We start from the raw sequence: 15,095 nt of genomic DNA on the forward strand, positions 1-15,095 counted from the left end.
CAGTGCCGCGCACACGGATCGCTCTCATCCCCCGCATGCGGGGGAAGGAGCGGACTCCGGCGCCCATATCTATAGCCTCAGCGCGAACACCCCTCCAGCTTCAACGACTGCCCCTGCCGCAGCGCATACGCCGGCGCACGCAGGCCGTTCGCACGCGCCAGCACCGGTACATCGCAGCCATACCGCTGGGCGATGCTGCCGAGCGTTTCGCCGCGTGCCACGCGATGGGTACGGGCGGGCGGCGGCGCGGGCGCAGCCTCGGGCGGACGCGGCGCGGCGGCGGACGGCGGCACCGCGGCCGGGGGCGGGTCGCCCTCGGTCGACAGCACTTCGATCGCGCCCGTGCGCACGATCGCCGCGCGCGGATCGCTGTTGACCAGTTCCGCCGCCAGATCGGCGCGTTCGCCGCGCACGCACCAGCGCTTGTACAGGCTGGCGATGCGCGTGGTTCCGGCGAGCGTGGTGCCGACCGGCAGCAGGCTCTCGGCCTCGTAGCTCGGGTTGAGGTTGCGCAGCGCACGCATGTAACCGTCGCGGGTGGTGCCGTTGCCCAGGCAGATCGTCAGCTCGTAGATCGACGCCGGGCGTTCGAGGGTGAACGTCGCCGGGCGCACGTCGATCTTCGGGAACGTCAGGCCGTATTCCTGCGGGTGCAGGTACAGCCAGGCAGCGGCGATGACCATCGGCACGTAGTCCTTGGTTTCGGCCGGGAACTGGTTGTAGACGTCCGGATCCCAGAAACTGCGGCCCGCCGCTTCGCGGTAGACGCGCAGCGAGCGGCCTTCGCCGCCGTTGTAGCCGGCGAGCCAGTATTCGATCTCGTTGCCGTGCTGGGCGAAGCGTTCGTTGAGATACACCGCCGCCGCGTCGGCCGACAGGCGCGGGTCGTAACGCGTGTCGAAACCGGTGCCGTCCGGGCCGAGGCCGAACCGGCGGCCGGTGGCCGGCATGAACTGCAGCGGCCCGGCAGCGCCCGCGCGCGAACGCGCATGCACGCGGCCGTTGGATTCCTTGGCCAGGATGCCGAACAGCAGCGCCTCCGGCAGACCGCTGCGCTTGAACGCCGGCGACATCAGATGCTGCATGTACTGGTAGTTCTCGTGGCTGGTCATCAGCGACACGCGCATGTCGGTGAGCCAGCGGCGGATCGAGGCCTGCACGGCGGGATTGAGCTGCACCATGCGCTTGAAGCGCTCGTCCTCGGCCAGCAGCGCCGATGCGCTGGCGGCGGCCGGCACGTCGGCGGTCGGCAGCGCGCCGTCGGGACCGACCACGTCGGCATCGTCCGGCCCCTGCCCGGCCTGTGCGTCGGCATCGGCCTTGAGCAGGCGCTTGTAGGTCGTCAGCAGCTGCGGAACGCTGCACCCGCGCTGCTTCTCGCAGGCCAGCATCACGTCTTCCATGTCCTCCAGCGCCGCGTTGCTGGCCGTGATGCCGGCCGGATCGTCGTTGGCGATCTGCACCAGCGCCTGGCGGTAGCGGGCTTCGGCATCGAGCATGCGCTGGTTGAGCGCCTCGCCGGCCTCGCGGTCGCGGCGCGACTGCGCGTTCACATCGGTGGCCGTGCCGGCCAGCGCGAGCGCCAGCGCCAGCGCGCCCAGGCGCAGGGTGGTGGAAACGGGATGGGGCATCAGGGGGTCCGGCGGACAAGGCCCGGCAGGGTAGCCCTGCCCGTCTCGGCGCGGCAAGGCGCGCAGCGCGAACCGCGACGCAGTCGCTAGAATCGCGGCATCCACATCATGGAGCGCCCGCGCGATGGATCCGATCCTGCTCGGCAAGGCCGTCACCACACCCGACGCCGGGCCCGTCCACCTGCTGCCCAGGCTCGGCAACCGCCACGGCCTCGTCGCCGGCGCGACCGGCACCGGCAAGACGGTCACGCTGATGACGCTCGCCGAGGGGTTCTCGCGCATCGGCGTGCCGGTGTTCATGGCCGACGTCAAAGGCGATGTCGCCGGGCTGGCGGTCGCGGGCACGTCGAGCGACACGCTGCTCGCACGCGCGGCCGGGATCGGCGTCGCCGACTGGGCGCCTTCGGCGAGCCCGATCGTGTTCTGGGATCTCTACGGCAAGCTCGGCCATCCGGTGCGCACGACGGTCAGCGAGGTCGGGCCGGTGCTGCTGGCGCGCATCCTCGAACTCAACGACACCCAGTCTGGCGTGCTGGACATCGTGTTCAAGCTCGCCGACGACCGCGGTCTGCTGCTGCTCGATCTCGCCGACCTGCGCGCGCTGCTGGGCGTGGTGACCGACGAGCGCAAGGACATCTCCACCCAGTACGGCCTGGTCAGTCCGCAGTCGGTGGCCGCGATCCAGCGCGCGTTGCTGCGCCTGGAACAGGACGGCGGCGATCATTTCTTCGGCGAGCCGGCGCTCGAACTCAACGATCTGATGCGCACCTCGACCGATGGCCGTGGCGTCATCGGCATCCTCGCCGCCGACCAGCTGATCCTGCGCCCGCGCCTGTATTCGAGTTTCCTGCTGTGGCTGCTGTCGGAGCTGTTCGAAACGCTGCCGGAAGTCGGCGATCTGGACAAACCGAAACTGGTCTTCATCTTCGACGAGGCGCATCTGCTGTTCGACGATGCGTCGGCGGCGCTGCAGCAGCGCATCGAGCAGGTGGTGCGCCTGATCCGCTCCAAGGGCGTAGGCGTGTATTTCTGCTCGCAGTTTCCCGACGACGTGCCCGACAACGTGCTCGGCCAGCTCGGCAACCGGGTGCAGCATGCATTGCGTGCGTTCACGCCGCGCGACCAGAAGGCGGTCCGCACCGCCGCCGAGACCTTCGTGCCGAACCCGGCGCTCGACGTCGCCAGCGCGATCTCGCAGCTGGGCACCGGCGAGGCACTGGTCTCCACCTTGCAGGACAAGGGCGTGCCCACGCCGGTCGAGCGCACGCTGATCGCCCCGCCGCGCTGCCGCATGGGCGCGATCACGCCCGAAGAGCGGGCGCAGGTGCGCGCGAACAGCCCGGTCGGCGGCAAGTACGATACGGCGGTCAATCGCGAGTCCGCCGCCGAACTGCTCGCGAAACGCGCCGAGGATGCGACCACGCAGGCCAAGGCGCCGCCCGCCAGAACCGCGCGCGAGGCCGAGGCCGACGACGGCGAAGGCGGCGTCGGCCGCTCCATCAACGAGTTCCTGTTCGGCACCAAGCGCCGCCAGGGCGCGGTGCAAAGTGCCGGCAAGCAGGCGGTGCGCACGATCACCAACCGCATCGTGCGCAATCTGCTCGGCGGGATTCGTCTGAAATGAGCCGCCGATGAGCCGCTGGCGCCCGCCCGCCGATAAGAGCACCGCGTTGATCACGCCGGAGGGCCACGCGCGCCTGAAGGCCGAGCTCGATGACCTGTGGCGCGTGCGCCGGCCCGAAGTCGTGCGCGCGTTGTCCGCGGCTGCCGCCGAGGGCGACCGCTCGGAGAACGCCGAATACACCTATCGCAAGAAGCAGCTCGGCGAGATCGACCGCCGTGTGCGCTATCTGTCGAAGCGGCTCGAATCGTTGCGCGTGATCGACGCGGCGCCCAGCGACCCCGCGGCCGTGTTCTTCGGCGCGCACGTCGAGCTGGAGGACACCGGCAGCGGCGCGCTCGTGCACTATCGGATCGTCGGGCCCGACGAAACCGACGCGAAAGCCGGCTGGATCAGCATCGATTCGCCGTTGGCCCGCGCGATGCTGAAAAAACGCGTCGACGACGAGTTCGAGGCGCAGCTGCCGGGCGGCCCGGTGCGCTTCGCGGTATTGGCCGTGGACTACCGCGCGGCGTGAGCAGGACGGGTCTCCCTGCGCCCCGGAGATGCTCGAAAGCGCGCCTCGCGACGATGTGGTTGCTGCCGGCTGCATTGCTCGTCCTGCCCGCCTGTACGCGCGATGCACCGACGCCACCCGCATCAACGCAGCGCGCGGCGCGACCGCCTGCCGACGCGAAGACGCTGGCGCACGCCGATCTCGCGCACCGCCTGCGGCGTTTCCTGATCACCCGCACCACGCCCGGCCTCGCACGCGGGCCGATGGCCGCCGACGACGAACGCGTCCGGCTCGGCGCGTTCTGGCGTGCCCGCACCGACACCCATCATTTCGGCGCCGATTTCCAGTCACGCGCGGAGCGCGCGCTCGCCGCAGCCGGGTCGGCGCCGGCCGCCGATGCCGCGCTGCGCCGCCTGCGCGACACCGTCGAGGCGCGACTGCCCGCATGGCAGGCCCTCGTCGACTACAACGCGGCGGGCACGATGCGCGACGACGGCGGCGCGGAAGGCCGGCGCCTGCTGCCGTGGGCGATCGCGTCGATCGACGCGATCGAGGCGGCGACATGGGGGTATCTGGACGCGGTCGACGCGCAGGCGCGCGGGCGCCGCTGATCCAGAATCGACCGTCCGTTCGGACGGGTGCAGCGAGGTGAGCAGACGCTGGAAACATGCGACGGCGCGCAGGCCGCGCCGCGTTCCAACACTCAATCGACCCGGCGCATCTCGAACATCTGCTGGTCCGACAATGCGGTGAAGTAGCCGGTCTTCGACGTGAAGCCCTTGTCCGGGAACGCCGTGCCCGGCGACACGCGGCAGAACAGGAACGCGCGCGAGTACGCGCACTGCAGACGCGCCTCGGGACCGATGTCCGGAAACAGGCCGTGCTGCTCCATCGCGCTCAGCGGCAGCAGGGCCAGCCCTTCGCCACGGAACATCGCCAGCCAGCCGCGGCCTTCGGCGCGCACCACCAGTTGCGCATCGGCAGGAAACGCCGCCCCGCCTTCGCCGGCCGGCCGATACGTGCCGCTCAAACCGTCGGCAGCCTGCGCGACGCCGGTCGCGCACAGCGCAGCCGTGAGCAGAGCCGCGCGACGCATCACGCCAGGACCTCGGCGACCTCGCCGTACAGATCGTGTTCGTCGCTGCCCATGATCGCGACGTCGACGAAATCGCCCGGCTGCAGGTCGGCCTCGCGACCATCCTGGATCTGCACCACGCCGTCGATCTCGGGTGCATCGCCCATCGAACGGGCGATCGCCAGATCGCCGTCGACCATGTCGACGAGGCACATCTGCACCGTGCCGACCTTGGCCTCGAGCCGCGCGGTGGAGATCTCCGCCTGCTTCTCCATGAAGCGCGCGAGGCGCTCCTGCTTCACTGCCTCGGGCACGGCATCGGGCAGCGCATTGGCCGTCGCGCCGGTGACCGGGGAGTAGGCGAACGCGCCGACACGGTCGAGCTGCGCCTCGTCGAGGAAGTCGAGCAGCTGCTGGAAATCGTCCTCGGTCTCGCCGGGGAAGCCGACGATGAAGGTGCTGCGGATCGTCAGTTCCGGGCAGATCTCGCGCCAGCGCGCAATGCGCTCGCGGGTCTTGTCGATCGCGCCCGGCCGCTTCATGAGCTTCAGGATGCGCGGGCTGGCGTGCTGCAGCGGCACGTCGAGATACGGCAGCAGCTTCGGCATGCCGTCCGCGTGGCGCTCGGTCATCAGCGGGATGATGTCGTCGACGTGCGGGTACGGATACACGTAATGCAGACGCGTCCACACGCCGAGTTCCGACAGCCCTTCGCACAGCGCCTTCATGCGCGTCGCGTACTGGCGCTCGCGCCAGGTGCGCTCGGCGTAGCGCACGTCGACGCCGTAGGCCGAAGTGTCCTGCGAGATCACCAGCAGTTCGCGCACGCCGCCGCGCACCAGCTTCTCGGCTTCGCGCAGCAAGTCGTCCACCGGGCGCGAGACCAGATCGCCGCGCATCGACGGAATGATGCAGAAGCTGCAGCGGTGGTTGCAGCCTTCGGAAATCTTCAGATACGCGTAGTGCTTGGGCGTGAGCTTGATGCCGATGTCGTCGAGCGCTGCCCGGCGCGGCACCAGATCGAGAAACGGGTTGTGCGTCTGCGGCGCCGCCGAGTGCACCGCGCGCATCACCGAGCCGTAGTCCTGCGGGCCGCTGATCGACAGCACGCCGGGATGCGCCTCGCGGATCACCTCCTCGCGCTTGCCCAGGCAGCCGGTGACGATGACCTTGCCGTTCTCGGCAATGGCCTCGCCGATCGCGTCCAGCGATTCGGTCACCGCCGAATCGATGAAGCCGCAGGTGTTGACGACGACGACGTCGGCATCGTCGTAGGTCTGGACGATGTCGTAACCCTCGACCCGGAGCTGGGTGAGGATGCGCTCGGAATCGACGAGGGCTTTCGGACAGCCGAGGCTGACGAACCCGACCTTGGGATTGGCTGCGGACATGGGAACCGTGGCTTGGAGATGGTCGCCTAAGGCGACTGGGATCGCGGTTGCGCGGCGGTGACGCCCGCGCACGATGGCCGCGCAGTATAGCGCCGGGCCGGGAACCGACCGACGGCAGCGGCTTGCACAGGCGCTCGTTTAGACTCGGCCCGCCACCTGAACGGGAATCGCCATGGGCCGGGACATCAGCCTCGCCACGCCCTCCGGGCCGGTGGACGCCTGGCGCGCCGACCCGCCGCACGGCGCCGCCGCCCTGGGCGCAGTGGTGGTGATCCAGGAGATCTTCGGCCTCAACGCCCACATCCGGAGTGTCGCCGACGGCTACGCGGCGGCCGGCTACGTGGCCTTGGCGCCCGCCCTGTTCGACCCGGTGGCCCGCCACGTCGAGCTCGCCTACGACACCGACGGCTTCGCGCGCGGCCGCAAACTGGTCACGGCGCTCGGCATCGAGCGCGCGGTCGGCATCCTCCGCGCCTGCCGCAGCACGCTGCAGGCCGCGGGACACCGGCGGATCGGCGTGGTGGGTTTCTGCTGGGGCGGGACGCTGGCGTTTCTCGCCAACACGCGCCTGGGCCTGCCCGCCGTCAGCTATTACGGCGCGCGCACCGTGCCGTTCCTCGACGAAGCCCTGCAGGCGCCGATGCTGTTCCAGTTCGGCGCGGACGATGCGGCGATTCCGCCCGACGACATCGAGCGCCATCGTGCCGCCCGGCCCGACGCGGACATCCTGGTGCATCCCGGTGGTCACGGCTTCAACCGCGATGTCGATCCGGACCACTATCACGCGGCCAGCGCCGCTGCGGCGCGCCGCGCCACCCTCGCCTTTCTCGACGCCGCCCTGCGGCAGGACGCGACACCATGACCCACACCGCCTTCGCGCTGCATCCGCAGCTGGCCGACGACACCCACCCGCTCGCGACGCTCGCCCTGTGCGAACTGCGCCTGATGGACGACGCGAACTATCCCTGGCTCGTCCTCGTGCCGCGCATCGCCGGCGCGCGCGAGCTGATCGATCTCGACGCCGGCCAGCGTCGCCAGCTGACCGACGAGATCGACATCGCCGCGCGCCTGCTGCGCGATGCGTGCCGCCCCTACAAGCTCAACATCGCCGCGCTCGGCAACATGGTCGAGCAGTTGCACGTGCACGTGATCGGCCGCGAACGGGAGGATCCCGCGTGGCCCGCACCGGTCTGGGGCCGCGTGGCCGCGCGCCCCTATACGCCCGAACAGCTGGTGGCGCGCATCGGCGAGTTGCAGGCCGCGTTGCCGCGTTGAGCCGGCAGATGCCGGCGCTGCGCGTCTCGCGACGCGATCAGGTGCGCGGCAGTGTCACGCCACGCTGGCCCTGGTACTTGCCGCCGCGGTCCTTGTACGAGGTCTCGCACACGTCGTCGGCATCGGACTGGAAGAACAGCATCTGCGCCACGCCTTCGTTGGCGTAGATGCGCGCCGGCAGCGGCGTCGTATTGCTGAATTCCAGCGTGACGTGGCCTTCCCATTCCGGCTCGAGCGGCGTCACGTTGACGATGATGCCGCAGCGCGCGTACGTGCTCTTGCCCAGGCACACGACCAGGGTGTCACGCGGGATGCGGAAGTACTCGACCGTGCGCGCCAGCGCGAACGAATTCGGCGGAATGATGCATTCGTCCGCCTCGATGTCGACGAAGCTGCCGGGGTCGAAATGCTTCGGATCGACGATCGTCGAGTTGATGTTGGTGAAGATCTTGAACTCGCGCGAGCAACGCACGTCGTAGCCGTAGCTCGATGTCCCGTAGCTGACGATGCGCTGGCCGTCCGGATCCTGCTTCACCTGGCCCGGTTCGAAGGGCTCGATCATGCCGCCGGGCTGTTCGGACATGCGGCGGATCCAGCGGTCGCTCTTGATGCTCATCAACGGGTCCTGCTGCGCGGCGAAGGGGCCGCGCATTGTCGCCGTCCGGCCGCGGCCGGTCCAGCGATCAGACCAGCGACGCTGAAATCGACATCGGCGCCCGCGGGCGCTTTTCCAGCTCGGTTACGAGATTGCGCGCGGTCGCCCGGTAGGCCTGCGCCGCAGGCGAATCCGGGGCCGCGACCACGATCGGCATGCCGGCATCGCCCTGCTCGCGGATGCCGATCTCCAGCGGCAGCGATCCCAGCAGCGGTACGCCGTACTGCGCCGCCATGCGCTCGCCGCCGCCTTCGCCGAACAGGTGCTCGACGTGCCCGCAGTTCGAGCACACGTGCTGGGCCATGTTCTCGACCAGCCCCAGCACCGCCACTTCGACCTTCTCGAACATCTTGAGCGCCTTGCGCGCGTCGAGGGTCGCCACGTCCTGCGGCGTCGTCACGATGACCGCACCGGCGACGGGAATCTTCTGCGCCAACGTGAGCTGGATGTCGCCCGTGCCCGGCGGCAGGTCCACCAGCAGATAGTCGAGCGCTTCGTCTCCGCCCCAGAGGGTGTCGTTGAGCAGCTGGGTCAGCGCCGACGTCGCCATCGGGCCGCGCCAGATCATCGGCGTGTCCTGGTCGACCAGCAGACCGATCGACATCGCCTCGATGCCGTGCGCGCGCATGGGGAGGATCGACTTGCCGTCCGGGCTGTCCGGCTTGCCCGACAGGCCCAGCATCATCGGAATGCTCGGGCCGTACACATCCGCGTCCAGCACACCGACCCGCGCGCCCTCTGCCGCGAGCGCGAGCGCGAGGTTCACGGCAGTCGTCGACTTGCCGACCCCGCCCTTGCCCGAGCCGATGGCAAGGATGTTGCGTATGCGGGGCAGCGGCGACATGGCACCTTGCACGACGCGGGCGGTGATCGTTTGCTGAAGCATATGTTCCACGCGCTATTCGGCTCGCGATTGTCGCATAGCCCTCCGCGCCGCTCCGGCAAACGAGGTCGCGCGCAAGGGCGTCGACGCGAGTCGCCTCCCGAACCTAGTCCTTAACCAAGCTTGAATGACGGCCTGCAATCTCTTAACTTCGAACTGCGCCGTCCGGCGCGGTCTTCGACGGGCTCGCGTCGGGGCTGCCGTTTGATCGATCAGGGGATTCAGATGCGTCACACATGTTCCTGGGCTTTGCCTGTTCTGCTGCTCTCCGCACTCAGCACCGCGGCCGTTTCGCAAGCAGCCGCATCGGGACCGATCCCGGTGGAATCGATTGCCCGCCTTCCTGCAATCCAGTCAGTGACGATGAGTTCCGATGGGCGCAACCTGGTTGCGCTGGTGGCGTCACCCAACGATCCCTCGGCGACCGCGCTTGCAACCTGGGACCTCGAAAACCTGGACGCAGGACCGAAATCGGTCACCCCGTCCGGCGACCGGATGAAGTTCATCGCCGCCAGTGCACTGAAAGGCGAACACATCCTCGTCATCGGTCGACAGGAATGGACCGGCCAACTCGGCGGCTGTGGCGAAGGCAGTGTCTCCGGCGCCACCAAGACGTTCGTGACCAAGGCCTATCTGACCGACACCACACACGCGAAGTTCGGCGAGGCTTTCGCAAGCAACACCCGGCGCGTTGGCGTCAGCGAGCAGATGCAGCGGTGCCTCGAGATCGCAGGCAGTGCATCCCTCGTGCATCTGCTTCCGCTCGATCCGGAGCGTGTGATCGTCGTCCAGGTCAATGAGTTGAGCCTGGCAAGCAACTATTATCTCTACAACCTGAAAACGGGTCAGACAGAGCTGCTCGACAAAGCCGGCTCTCGCACATCGCCAGGGCTCTTTCATCCACGCACTGGCGAAATCCTGACCAGGACAATGCTCGAATCGTCAGGCGCGGACGAGTACGAGCAGCGGATTCTGATCAAGGATCCGGGCACGGGCGCTTTCGACGTGCATGCTCCGCTGACGACCAGGTTGAGCGAGCGTTACACCATGGAGGTCGTCGGGATCGACGACACGTCGGGCAAGCTCTACGTGCTGACGGACCGTTTCTCTCCGCACGTACAGGCGCGCATGTACGACCCGAAGCAGCGGGCATTCGACTCGGAGGCGCTGGTTGCGCACCCCGAATACGACATTGCACGCCTGGTGTTCGGCGCACAGCCGAGCAACTTCAATCAGGTGCTCGGTTTCGTTGTCAACGGCGCGGGCCCCGAGACGGTCTACGTCGACCCGACCATGAAATCGATCGTCGACGGCTTGAGCCAGGCATTCTCGGGTCAGACCGTGGAGATCACGAGCTACACCGACGACATGAGCAAGGTGCTCTTCACCGCAAGCAGTGCACGACATTCGCCTTCGCATCATGTGTTGGTCGATCGCGAACGCGTCGTGAGTCTGGGCGCCGAACAGCCTTGGATCGACTCCGCAGACATCGGTGAACAGCGTTGGGTGAGCTACAACGCTCGTGACGGACGCCGGATTCCCGCGCTTCTCGACCTGCCTGCAGGATGGTCGCGCGAAGACGGTCCGCTTCCCGCCGTGATCCATCCGCACGGCGGACCTTGGGCGCGCGACTACGGCGGATGGGATGCGTCCGGCTGGGTTCCGTTCCTGACGTCACGCGGTTACGCGGTTCTGCGTCCGCAGTACCGTGGATCCGCGGGGCTGGGCCGTGACCTGTGGATCGCTGGAGACGCGCAATGGGGGCTTGCAATGCAGGACGACAAGGACGATGGCGCGGCATGGCTTGTCGCCGAGGGCATTGCGGACAGGAACCAGTTGGCGATCTTCGGTTATTCGTACGGTGGCTTCGCGGCGGCGGCGGCTGTCGTCCGCGACGCGCCGCCGTATCGCTGTGCGATTTCCGGCGCCCCGGTGACGGACTTGGCTCGTGTCGGTACTTCGTGGAGCCAGAACAGACTGCAGCGCATCCTTCAGGGGCGCACGGTCAGGGGCATGGACCCAATGCGCAACACCGGGAAGGCGTCGATTCCGGTACTCCTCTTCGTCGGCGACCGTGACGTCCGCACCCCAGCCTTCCATGCGGAAGGATTTTTCAACGCAGTCAGGTCGCAGGTGGATGCCCGATTCGAATTGATTCCGGACATGCCGCACAGCATGCCTTGGTACCCCAGGCACCAGCAGCTCGCGTTGAATGCGATGGACGCATTCCTGAAGGATGAATGCGGATTCGGCAAATCACGTTCGCGCAGTCAGCAAACGAGTGTTGCAACAGAGTAAAAATTTGCTTAAGTTCCTTAACGGGAACGTAACACGACGCTTTTTCAGGGGAGTAACCACGTGGCAAACCGCAACGCAAACAAGCTCATCCGACTGCAGCTCACTGCAGCAGTCATCGCATGCCTTTCCTCCGGCGTCGCGCTCGCGCAGGATCCGCAGCCGGCTGACGAAGACGCGCAGACGACCCAGACTGCTCCGGCCAACTCGACCACGCCCGTGGAACTCGACCGCGTTCGTGTCACCGGCTCGCTGCTGCGCCGCACCGAGTACGAGTCCACTTCGCCGGTCCAAGTGATCACAGCCGACACCAATATCGCGGTCGGCCAGGTCAGCGCGGCGGAATTCCTGCAGAAATCCAGCGTGGCAGCAGGCTCGACCCAGATCACCAATCAGTTCGGCGGCTTTGTTGTCGAAGGCGGTACTGGCGTGCAGACGCTTTCCCTTCGTGGCCTCGGCGCCAACCGCACCCTGATTCTGCTCGACGGGCAACGCCCGGGTCCCGCAGGTACGCGGGGCCAGGTCGGCGCGTTCGACCTCAGCGTGCTTCCCACCTCGATCCTGCAGCGCGCCGAGATCGTCAAGGACGGTTCGTCGTCGATTTACGGCTCCGACGCGGTGGCCGGCGTGGTCAACCTGATCACCCGCAAGAGCGTCGACCGTCCGGAGATCACGTTCAATGCCCGCACCCCGTTCGAAGGCGGTGGCGAGGTGTTCTCCGTGTCCGGCGCGACCGGCTGGAACTTCGACAATGGCAGCATCGTGCTTGCCGGCGAGATGGATACGGCCAAGGCCCTGACCATTGGCGATCGTGACTTCTTCAGCTGCCCGCAGGATCTTGTCTACGATGCACCTGGCGGCAACCGTATCGACCGCGAAGACCGATCGATCATCGCTGGCACCAAGCTCGGTGGCTGCAGCTCGGGCAATCTGTATGCCAACACCGTGATCGATGCGATTACGGGCACGCGTTATATCCCCTCGCCCGACGGCGTGACGGTTGGATTGATCCCGGGCTACCGTCCGCGCGGCAACAGCACCTACGCGAACTCGGATCAGGCGTTCTACGAGGACGTGCTGAACTACGATTTCGTGCGCGGCCAGGATGTGATCAACCGCCAAGACCGCAAGAGCGTCTACTTCGCGACCGACTTCGGTTTTGACAGCGTCAACTGGAAGACCCAGTTCCTGTTCAATCGCCGCGAAACCGAAGCGAGGTCGTTCCGTCAGTTTTTCCCGCTCGTGGGCAACTCGCCGGCGAACGGTCTGGTCTACGCGAATGATCCCGACTACGTCGCCGCCGTGCCGTCCGGCCTGGCGCAGCCGATTATGCCGTTCCGCTCCGATACCGACGTCAAGGTGGATTACTTCTACGCCGCAACGAAACTGGACGGCCTGTTCAACAGCACGGACACTTGGGCCTGGGAAGCTAACGCCACCTATAGCCGCTCCGATGGCGACTACAGCAACTTTGGAATCGTCGCCTCGCGCTCGGGCGATGTGCAGTTCGACGACAATGCACCGCGCGTCGACTACTTTGACCCGGGCTTCCTCAGTGGCGAACGCATGGGTGAACTGGCCGACGTGATTGGCCAGTGGCACACCGGCAACACCATCTACGACCAGACGACCGTCAATGCACTTGCGACGGGTGAACTGTTCGATCTGCCAGCCGGCGCGGTGGGTCTGGCTTTCGGTTTGGAGCATCGCCGCACCAGCATCGACGATCAGCCCAGCGACCTGTCCCGCAATGGCGACCTCTGGGGTTCGACGTCCGCACAGGTGACGAAGGGCCGTGACCGGGTGACCGAAGCGTTCGCCGAGTTCGAAGTGCCGCTGATCCGTGGTGTGACGGGCATCGAATCGTTGACGCTGAACGGTTCCGGCCGCGTGTTCGAATACGACACCGTTGAGGGTTCCGACAACGTCTGGAAGCTCGGACTCAACTGGCAGATCAACTCTGCGTTCCGTCTGCGCGCCACCAACGGCACGTCCTACCGCGCGCCAGGCCTGTACGAGCTGTACCTGGGCAACCAGTCCGGCTTCGCGTCGCAGCTGAGTATCGACCCCTGCATTCTGTGGGGCGAGAGCAACAACGATTTCATCCGCGCGAACTGTGCCGCGATCGGTATTCCCGAGGATTTCGCCGGTGCTGCCTCGTCGGCTGAAGTGTTCTCGGGTGGCGGTCTTGGACAGCTGACCCCGGAGAACTCGCGTTCGAGCACTGTCGGCCTGGTGTTCACCCCGTCGTTCGCTAACGTCAACGTGTCCTTCGATTACTTCGATATCGAGGTGTTCGACCAGATCGGCCTGCTCACTACGGGCACGATCATCAGCGGTTGCTACGGCGCGCCCGTGTTCCCGAACAACTTCTGCGACCTGTTCGACCGTAATCCTGCCGACCACCCGACCGATCCCTTCAAGATCGAAGAGGTCCGCAACCAATACGTCAACGTCAATCGCCAAAAGACGCGCGGCTACGATCTCAACGTGAACTACGATGGTGACTTCGCATTTGGCAGCCTGTCACTCGAATCGCAGTTCACCTACACGATCGAAGATATCGAGCAGCTGTTCGACAGTGCAGAGGAGAGTGGTTTCACCTCGGAAAACCAAGTGGGTTACATCGGGCGTCCGAAACTGGTCGGTAATGTGACCGCGCTCCTGGAGCGCAACGACTGGACCTTTGCCTGGCAGACCGATTACGTCCACGGCACGAAGAACAAGGATCTCAGCGAGTTCTTCACGTACCAGGGTTTCCCGAACGCATTCCGCGATATCTATGCGGAGCGCCGCTTCTACCACACCGCCTCGGTTCGCTACAACCAGGATGACTGGTCGATCCTGGTCGGTATCCGCAATCTGCAGGACAAGGCGCCGCCGAACGTTTCCACGGGTGCCGCGACCCGTTACGGCAACGTGCCCGCGTTCGCCACACAATACGACTACTTCGGCCGCACTGGCTTCGTGCGTCTGCAGTACAAGTTCTGACGGATAGATCTGTTCTAAGGAAAAAGGGGTGGCGCTGTGCGCCGCCCCTTTTTTTTATTGCGCGACTGCGCAAGCAGCGTTCGCACCACGGAACGTGCCGAAAACGGACTTCAGTAAAAGCACCTGCGACCTGCAGCGCACTGAATGATTGTCTGAGAACTGCGCCAACACGACGCCGATCGGCTATAACTCCGCCATCTGCGCAGGCACAGGGCTAGACGCAGCTTCGAGGGAGGGATCGAAATGCTGAACAAGAACAGGATGCGTCTGATGGCGCTGGTCGCACTGCCGCTGATGCTTGCGTCGATGGCCGCCGCCGCGCAGTCGCCGGTGGGGCGCTGGAAGACCATCGACGACGAGACAGGCCGGGTGAAGTCGATCGTGGAGATCAGCCAGGCGGCGAACGGCACGCTCAGCGGTCGCGTGGCGCAGGTGCTGCAGTCCGACCGCGGTCCGAATCCGGTCTGCGACAAGTGCAGCGGCACGCGTCGCGACCAGCCGATCACCGGCATGACGATCCTGTGGGATCTGAAACCGGACGGCAGCGAGTGGTCGGGTGGCACGATCCTCGATCCGGCCAACGGCAAGACCTACAAGTCCAAGGCCAAGATGCTCGATGCCAACCGCATCGGTGTCTCGGGCTGCATCGCCTTCATCTGCCGCGAGCAGGTCTGGCAGCGCGAGTGACGCACCCACCCGCGTTCGCGCGAAAGAGCCCGGCGGATGCCGGGCTTTTTTTTGGATGGCCGATGCGGATTCCGGCCAACGTCGGCTGCACGCGG

Annotated in this window: 13 protein-coding genes; 8 read left to right on the forward strand and 5 right to left on the reverse strand. The window is 66.6% G+C overall.

All coding sequences use genetic code 11. From position 1 onward, the window contains the following. Positions 1–77: 77 nt before the first annotated feature. Positions 78–1,631, reverse strand: a complete 1,554-nt coding sequence (locus CURTO8I2_RS06000) for a transglycosylase SLT domain-containing protein (protein WP_159679520.1) — start codon at positions 1,629–1,631, stop codon at positions 78–80. Positions 1,632–1,755: 124 nt separating this feature from the next. On the opposite strand from CURTO8I2_RS06000, the gene CURTO8I2_RS06005 reads away from it, so the two are divergent. From CURTO8I2_RS06005 to CURTO8I2_RS06015, 3 genes are read left to right on the forward strand one after another with little or no spacing between them, the layout of a single operon-like run. Next, entirely contained in the window at positions 1,756–3,255 is a 1,500-nt protein-coding gene (locus CURTO8I2_RS06005) for a helicase HerA-like domain-containing protein (RefSeq protein WP_159679522.1), read from the forward strand. A 7-nt stretch (positions 3,256–3,262) separates the two neighbouring features. Beyond that, positions 3,263–3,769, forward strand: coding sequence for a transcription elongation factor GreB (greB, locus tag CURTO8I2_RS06010; RefSeq protein WP_159679524.1), 507 nt, complete (start codon positions 3,263–3,265; stop codon positions 3,767–3,769). A 53-nt stretch (positions 3,770–3,822) separates the two neighbouring features. After that, positions 3,823–4,359, forward strand: a complete 537-nt coding sequence (locus CURTO8I2_RS06015; protein WP_159679526.1) for a hypothetical protein — start codon at positions 3,823–3,825, stop codon at positions 4,357–4,359. 92 nt (positions 4,360–4,451) lie between these two features. Here the strand turns inward: CURTO8I2_RS06015 and CURTO8I2_RS06020 are convergent, their stop codons facing one another. Both CURTO8I2_RS06020 and rimO read right to left on the reverse strand, forming a co-directional pair. Next, positions 4,452–4,844 (reverse strand): hypothetical protein, encoded by a 393-nt coding sequence (locus CURTO8I2_RS06020; protein WP_159679528.1) that lies wholly within the window; start codon positions 4,842–4,844, stop codon positions 4,452–4,454. Then, positions 4,844–6,214, reverse strand: coding sequence for a 30S ribosomal protein S12 methylthiotransferase RimO (gene rimO / locus CURTO8I2_RS06025; RefSeq protein ID WP_159679530.1), 1,371 nt, complete (start codon positions 6,212–6,214; stop codon positions 4,844–4,846). The genes CURTO8I2_RS06020 and rimO overlap by 1 nt, the downstream gene beginning before the upstream one ends. Positions 6,215–6,386: 172 nt before the next feature. On the opposite strand from rimO, the gene CURTO8I2_RS06030 reads away from it, so the two are divergent. After that, positions 6,387–7,076: a dienelactone hydrolase family protein gene (locus CURTO8I2_RS06030; protein WP_159679532.1), complete on the forward strand. Its 690-nt coding sequence runs from the start codon at positions 6,387–6,389 to the stop codon at positions 7,074–7,076. Then, complete coding sequence (locus tag CURTO8I2_RS06035; RefSeq protein ID WP_159679534.1) at positions 7,073–7,489, forward strand: HIT family protein; 417 nt, start codon at positions 7,073–7,075, stop codon at positions 7,487–7,489. The genes CURTO8I2_RS06030 and CURTO8I2_RS06035 overlap by 4 nt, the downstream gene beginning before the upstream one ends. A gap of 37 nt (positions 7,490–7,526) precedes the next feature. On the opposite strand, the gene dcd is transcribed toward CURTO8I2_RS06035, so the two are convergent. Together dcd and apbC are read right to left on the reverse strand one after the other, a co-directional pair. After that, the gene (gene dcd / locus CURTO8I2_RS06040) at positions 7,527–8,105 is read right to left on the reverse strand and encodes a dCTP deaminase (protein WP_159679536.1); all 579 of its coding nucleotides are present in this window, start codon (positions 8,103–8,105) and stop codon (positions 7,527–7,529) included. A gap of 67 nt (positions 8,106–8,172) precedes the next feature. Next, positions 8,173–9,030 (reverse strand): iron-sulfur cluster carrier protein ApbC, encoded by an 858-nt coding sequence (gene apbC, locus CURTO8I2_RS06045; protein ID WP_159681567.1) that lies wholly within the window; start codon positions 9,028–9,030, stop codon positions 8,173–8,175. A gap of 255 nt (positions 9,031–9,285) precedes the next feature. Between apbC and CURTO8I2_RS06050 the strand changes: the two genes are divergently transcribed. The 3 genes from CURTO8I2_RS06050 (at position 9,286) to CURTO8I2_RS06060 (ending at position 15,000) form a co-directional block, all read left to right on the forward strand. Next, positions 9,286–11,325 (forward strand): prolyl oligopeptidase family serine peptidase, encoded by a 2,040-nt coding sequence (locus CURTO8I2_RS06050; RefSeq protein WP_236551125.1) that lies wholly within the window; start codon positions 9,286–9,288, stop codon positions 11,323–11,325. Positions 11,326–11,385: 60 nt separating this feature from the next. Continuing rightward, the gene (locus CURTO8I2_RS06055; protein ID WP_159679540.1) at positions 11,386–14,313 is read left to right on the forward strand and encodes a TonB-dependent receptor; all 2,928 of its coding nucleotides are present in this window, start codon (positions 11,386–11,388) and stop codon (positions 14,311–14,313) included. Positions 14,314–14,574: 261 nt separating this feature from the next. Next, positions 14,575–15,000 (forward strand): DUF2147 domain-containing protein, encoded by a 426-nt coding sequence (locus CURTO8I2_RS06060; protein WP_159681568.1) that lies wholly within the window; start codon positions 14,575–14,577, stop codon positions 14,998–15,000. The last annotated feature ends 95 nt before the right edge of the window (positions 15,001–15,095 follow it).

This window comes from Luteimonas sp. 9C (genome assembly GCF_902506295.1).
In the GTDB taxonomy this organism is placed as follows: domain Bacteria; phylum Pseudomonadota; class Gammaproteobacteria; order Xanthomonadales; family Xanthomonadaceae; genus Luteimonas.

Excerpts from the sequence above, each read along its gene's own strand:
- CURTO8I2_RS06005 (WP_159679522.1), top strand. The coding sequence starts at position 1,756 with ATGGATCCGATCCTGCTCGGCAAGGCCGTCACCACACCCGACGCCGGG.
- CURTO8I2_RS06035 (WP_159679534.1), top strand. The coding sequence starts at position 7,073 with ATGACCCACACCGCCTTCGCGCTGCATCCGCAGCTGGCCGACGACACC.
- CURTO8I2_RS06030 (WP_159679532.1), top strand. The coding sequence starts at position 6,387 with ATGGGCCGGGACATCAGCCTCGCCACGCCCTCCGGGCCGGTGGACGCC.
- dcd (WP_159679536.1), bottom strand. The coding sequence starts at position 8,105 with ATGAGCATCAAGAGCGACCGCTGGATCCGCCGCATGTCCGAACAGCCC.
- rimO (WP_159679530.1), bottom strand. The coding sequence starts at position 6,214 with ATGTCCGCAGCCAATCCCAAGGTCGGGTTCGTCAGCCTCGGCTGTCCG.
- CURTO8I2_RS06000 (WP_159679520.1), bottom strand. The coding sequence starts at position 1,631 with ATGCCCCATCCCGTTTCCACCACCCTGCGCCTGGGCGCGCTGGCGCTG.
- CURTO8I2_RS06060 (WP_159681568.1), top strand. The coding sequence starts at position 14,575 with ATGCGTCTGATGGCGCTGGTCGCACTGCCGCTGATGCTTGCGTCGATG.
- greB (WP_159679524.1), top strand. The coding sequence starts at position 3,263 with ATGAGCCGCTGGCGCCCGCCCGCCGATAAGAGCACCGCGTTGATCACG.
- CURTO8I2_RS06020 (WP_159679528.1), bottom strand. The coding sequence starts at position 4,844 with ATGCGTCGCGCGGCTCTGCTCACGGCTGCGCTGTGCGCGACCGGCGTC.
- apbC (WP_159681567.1), bottom strand. The coding sequence starts at position 9,030 with ATGCTTCAGCAAACGATCACCGCCCGCGTCGTGCAAGGTGCCATGTCG.
- CURTO8I2_RS06015 (WP_159679526.1), top strand. The coding sequence starts at position 3,823 with ATGTGGTTGCTGCCGGCTGCATTGCTCGTCCTGCCCGCCTGTACGCGC.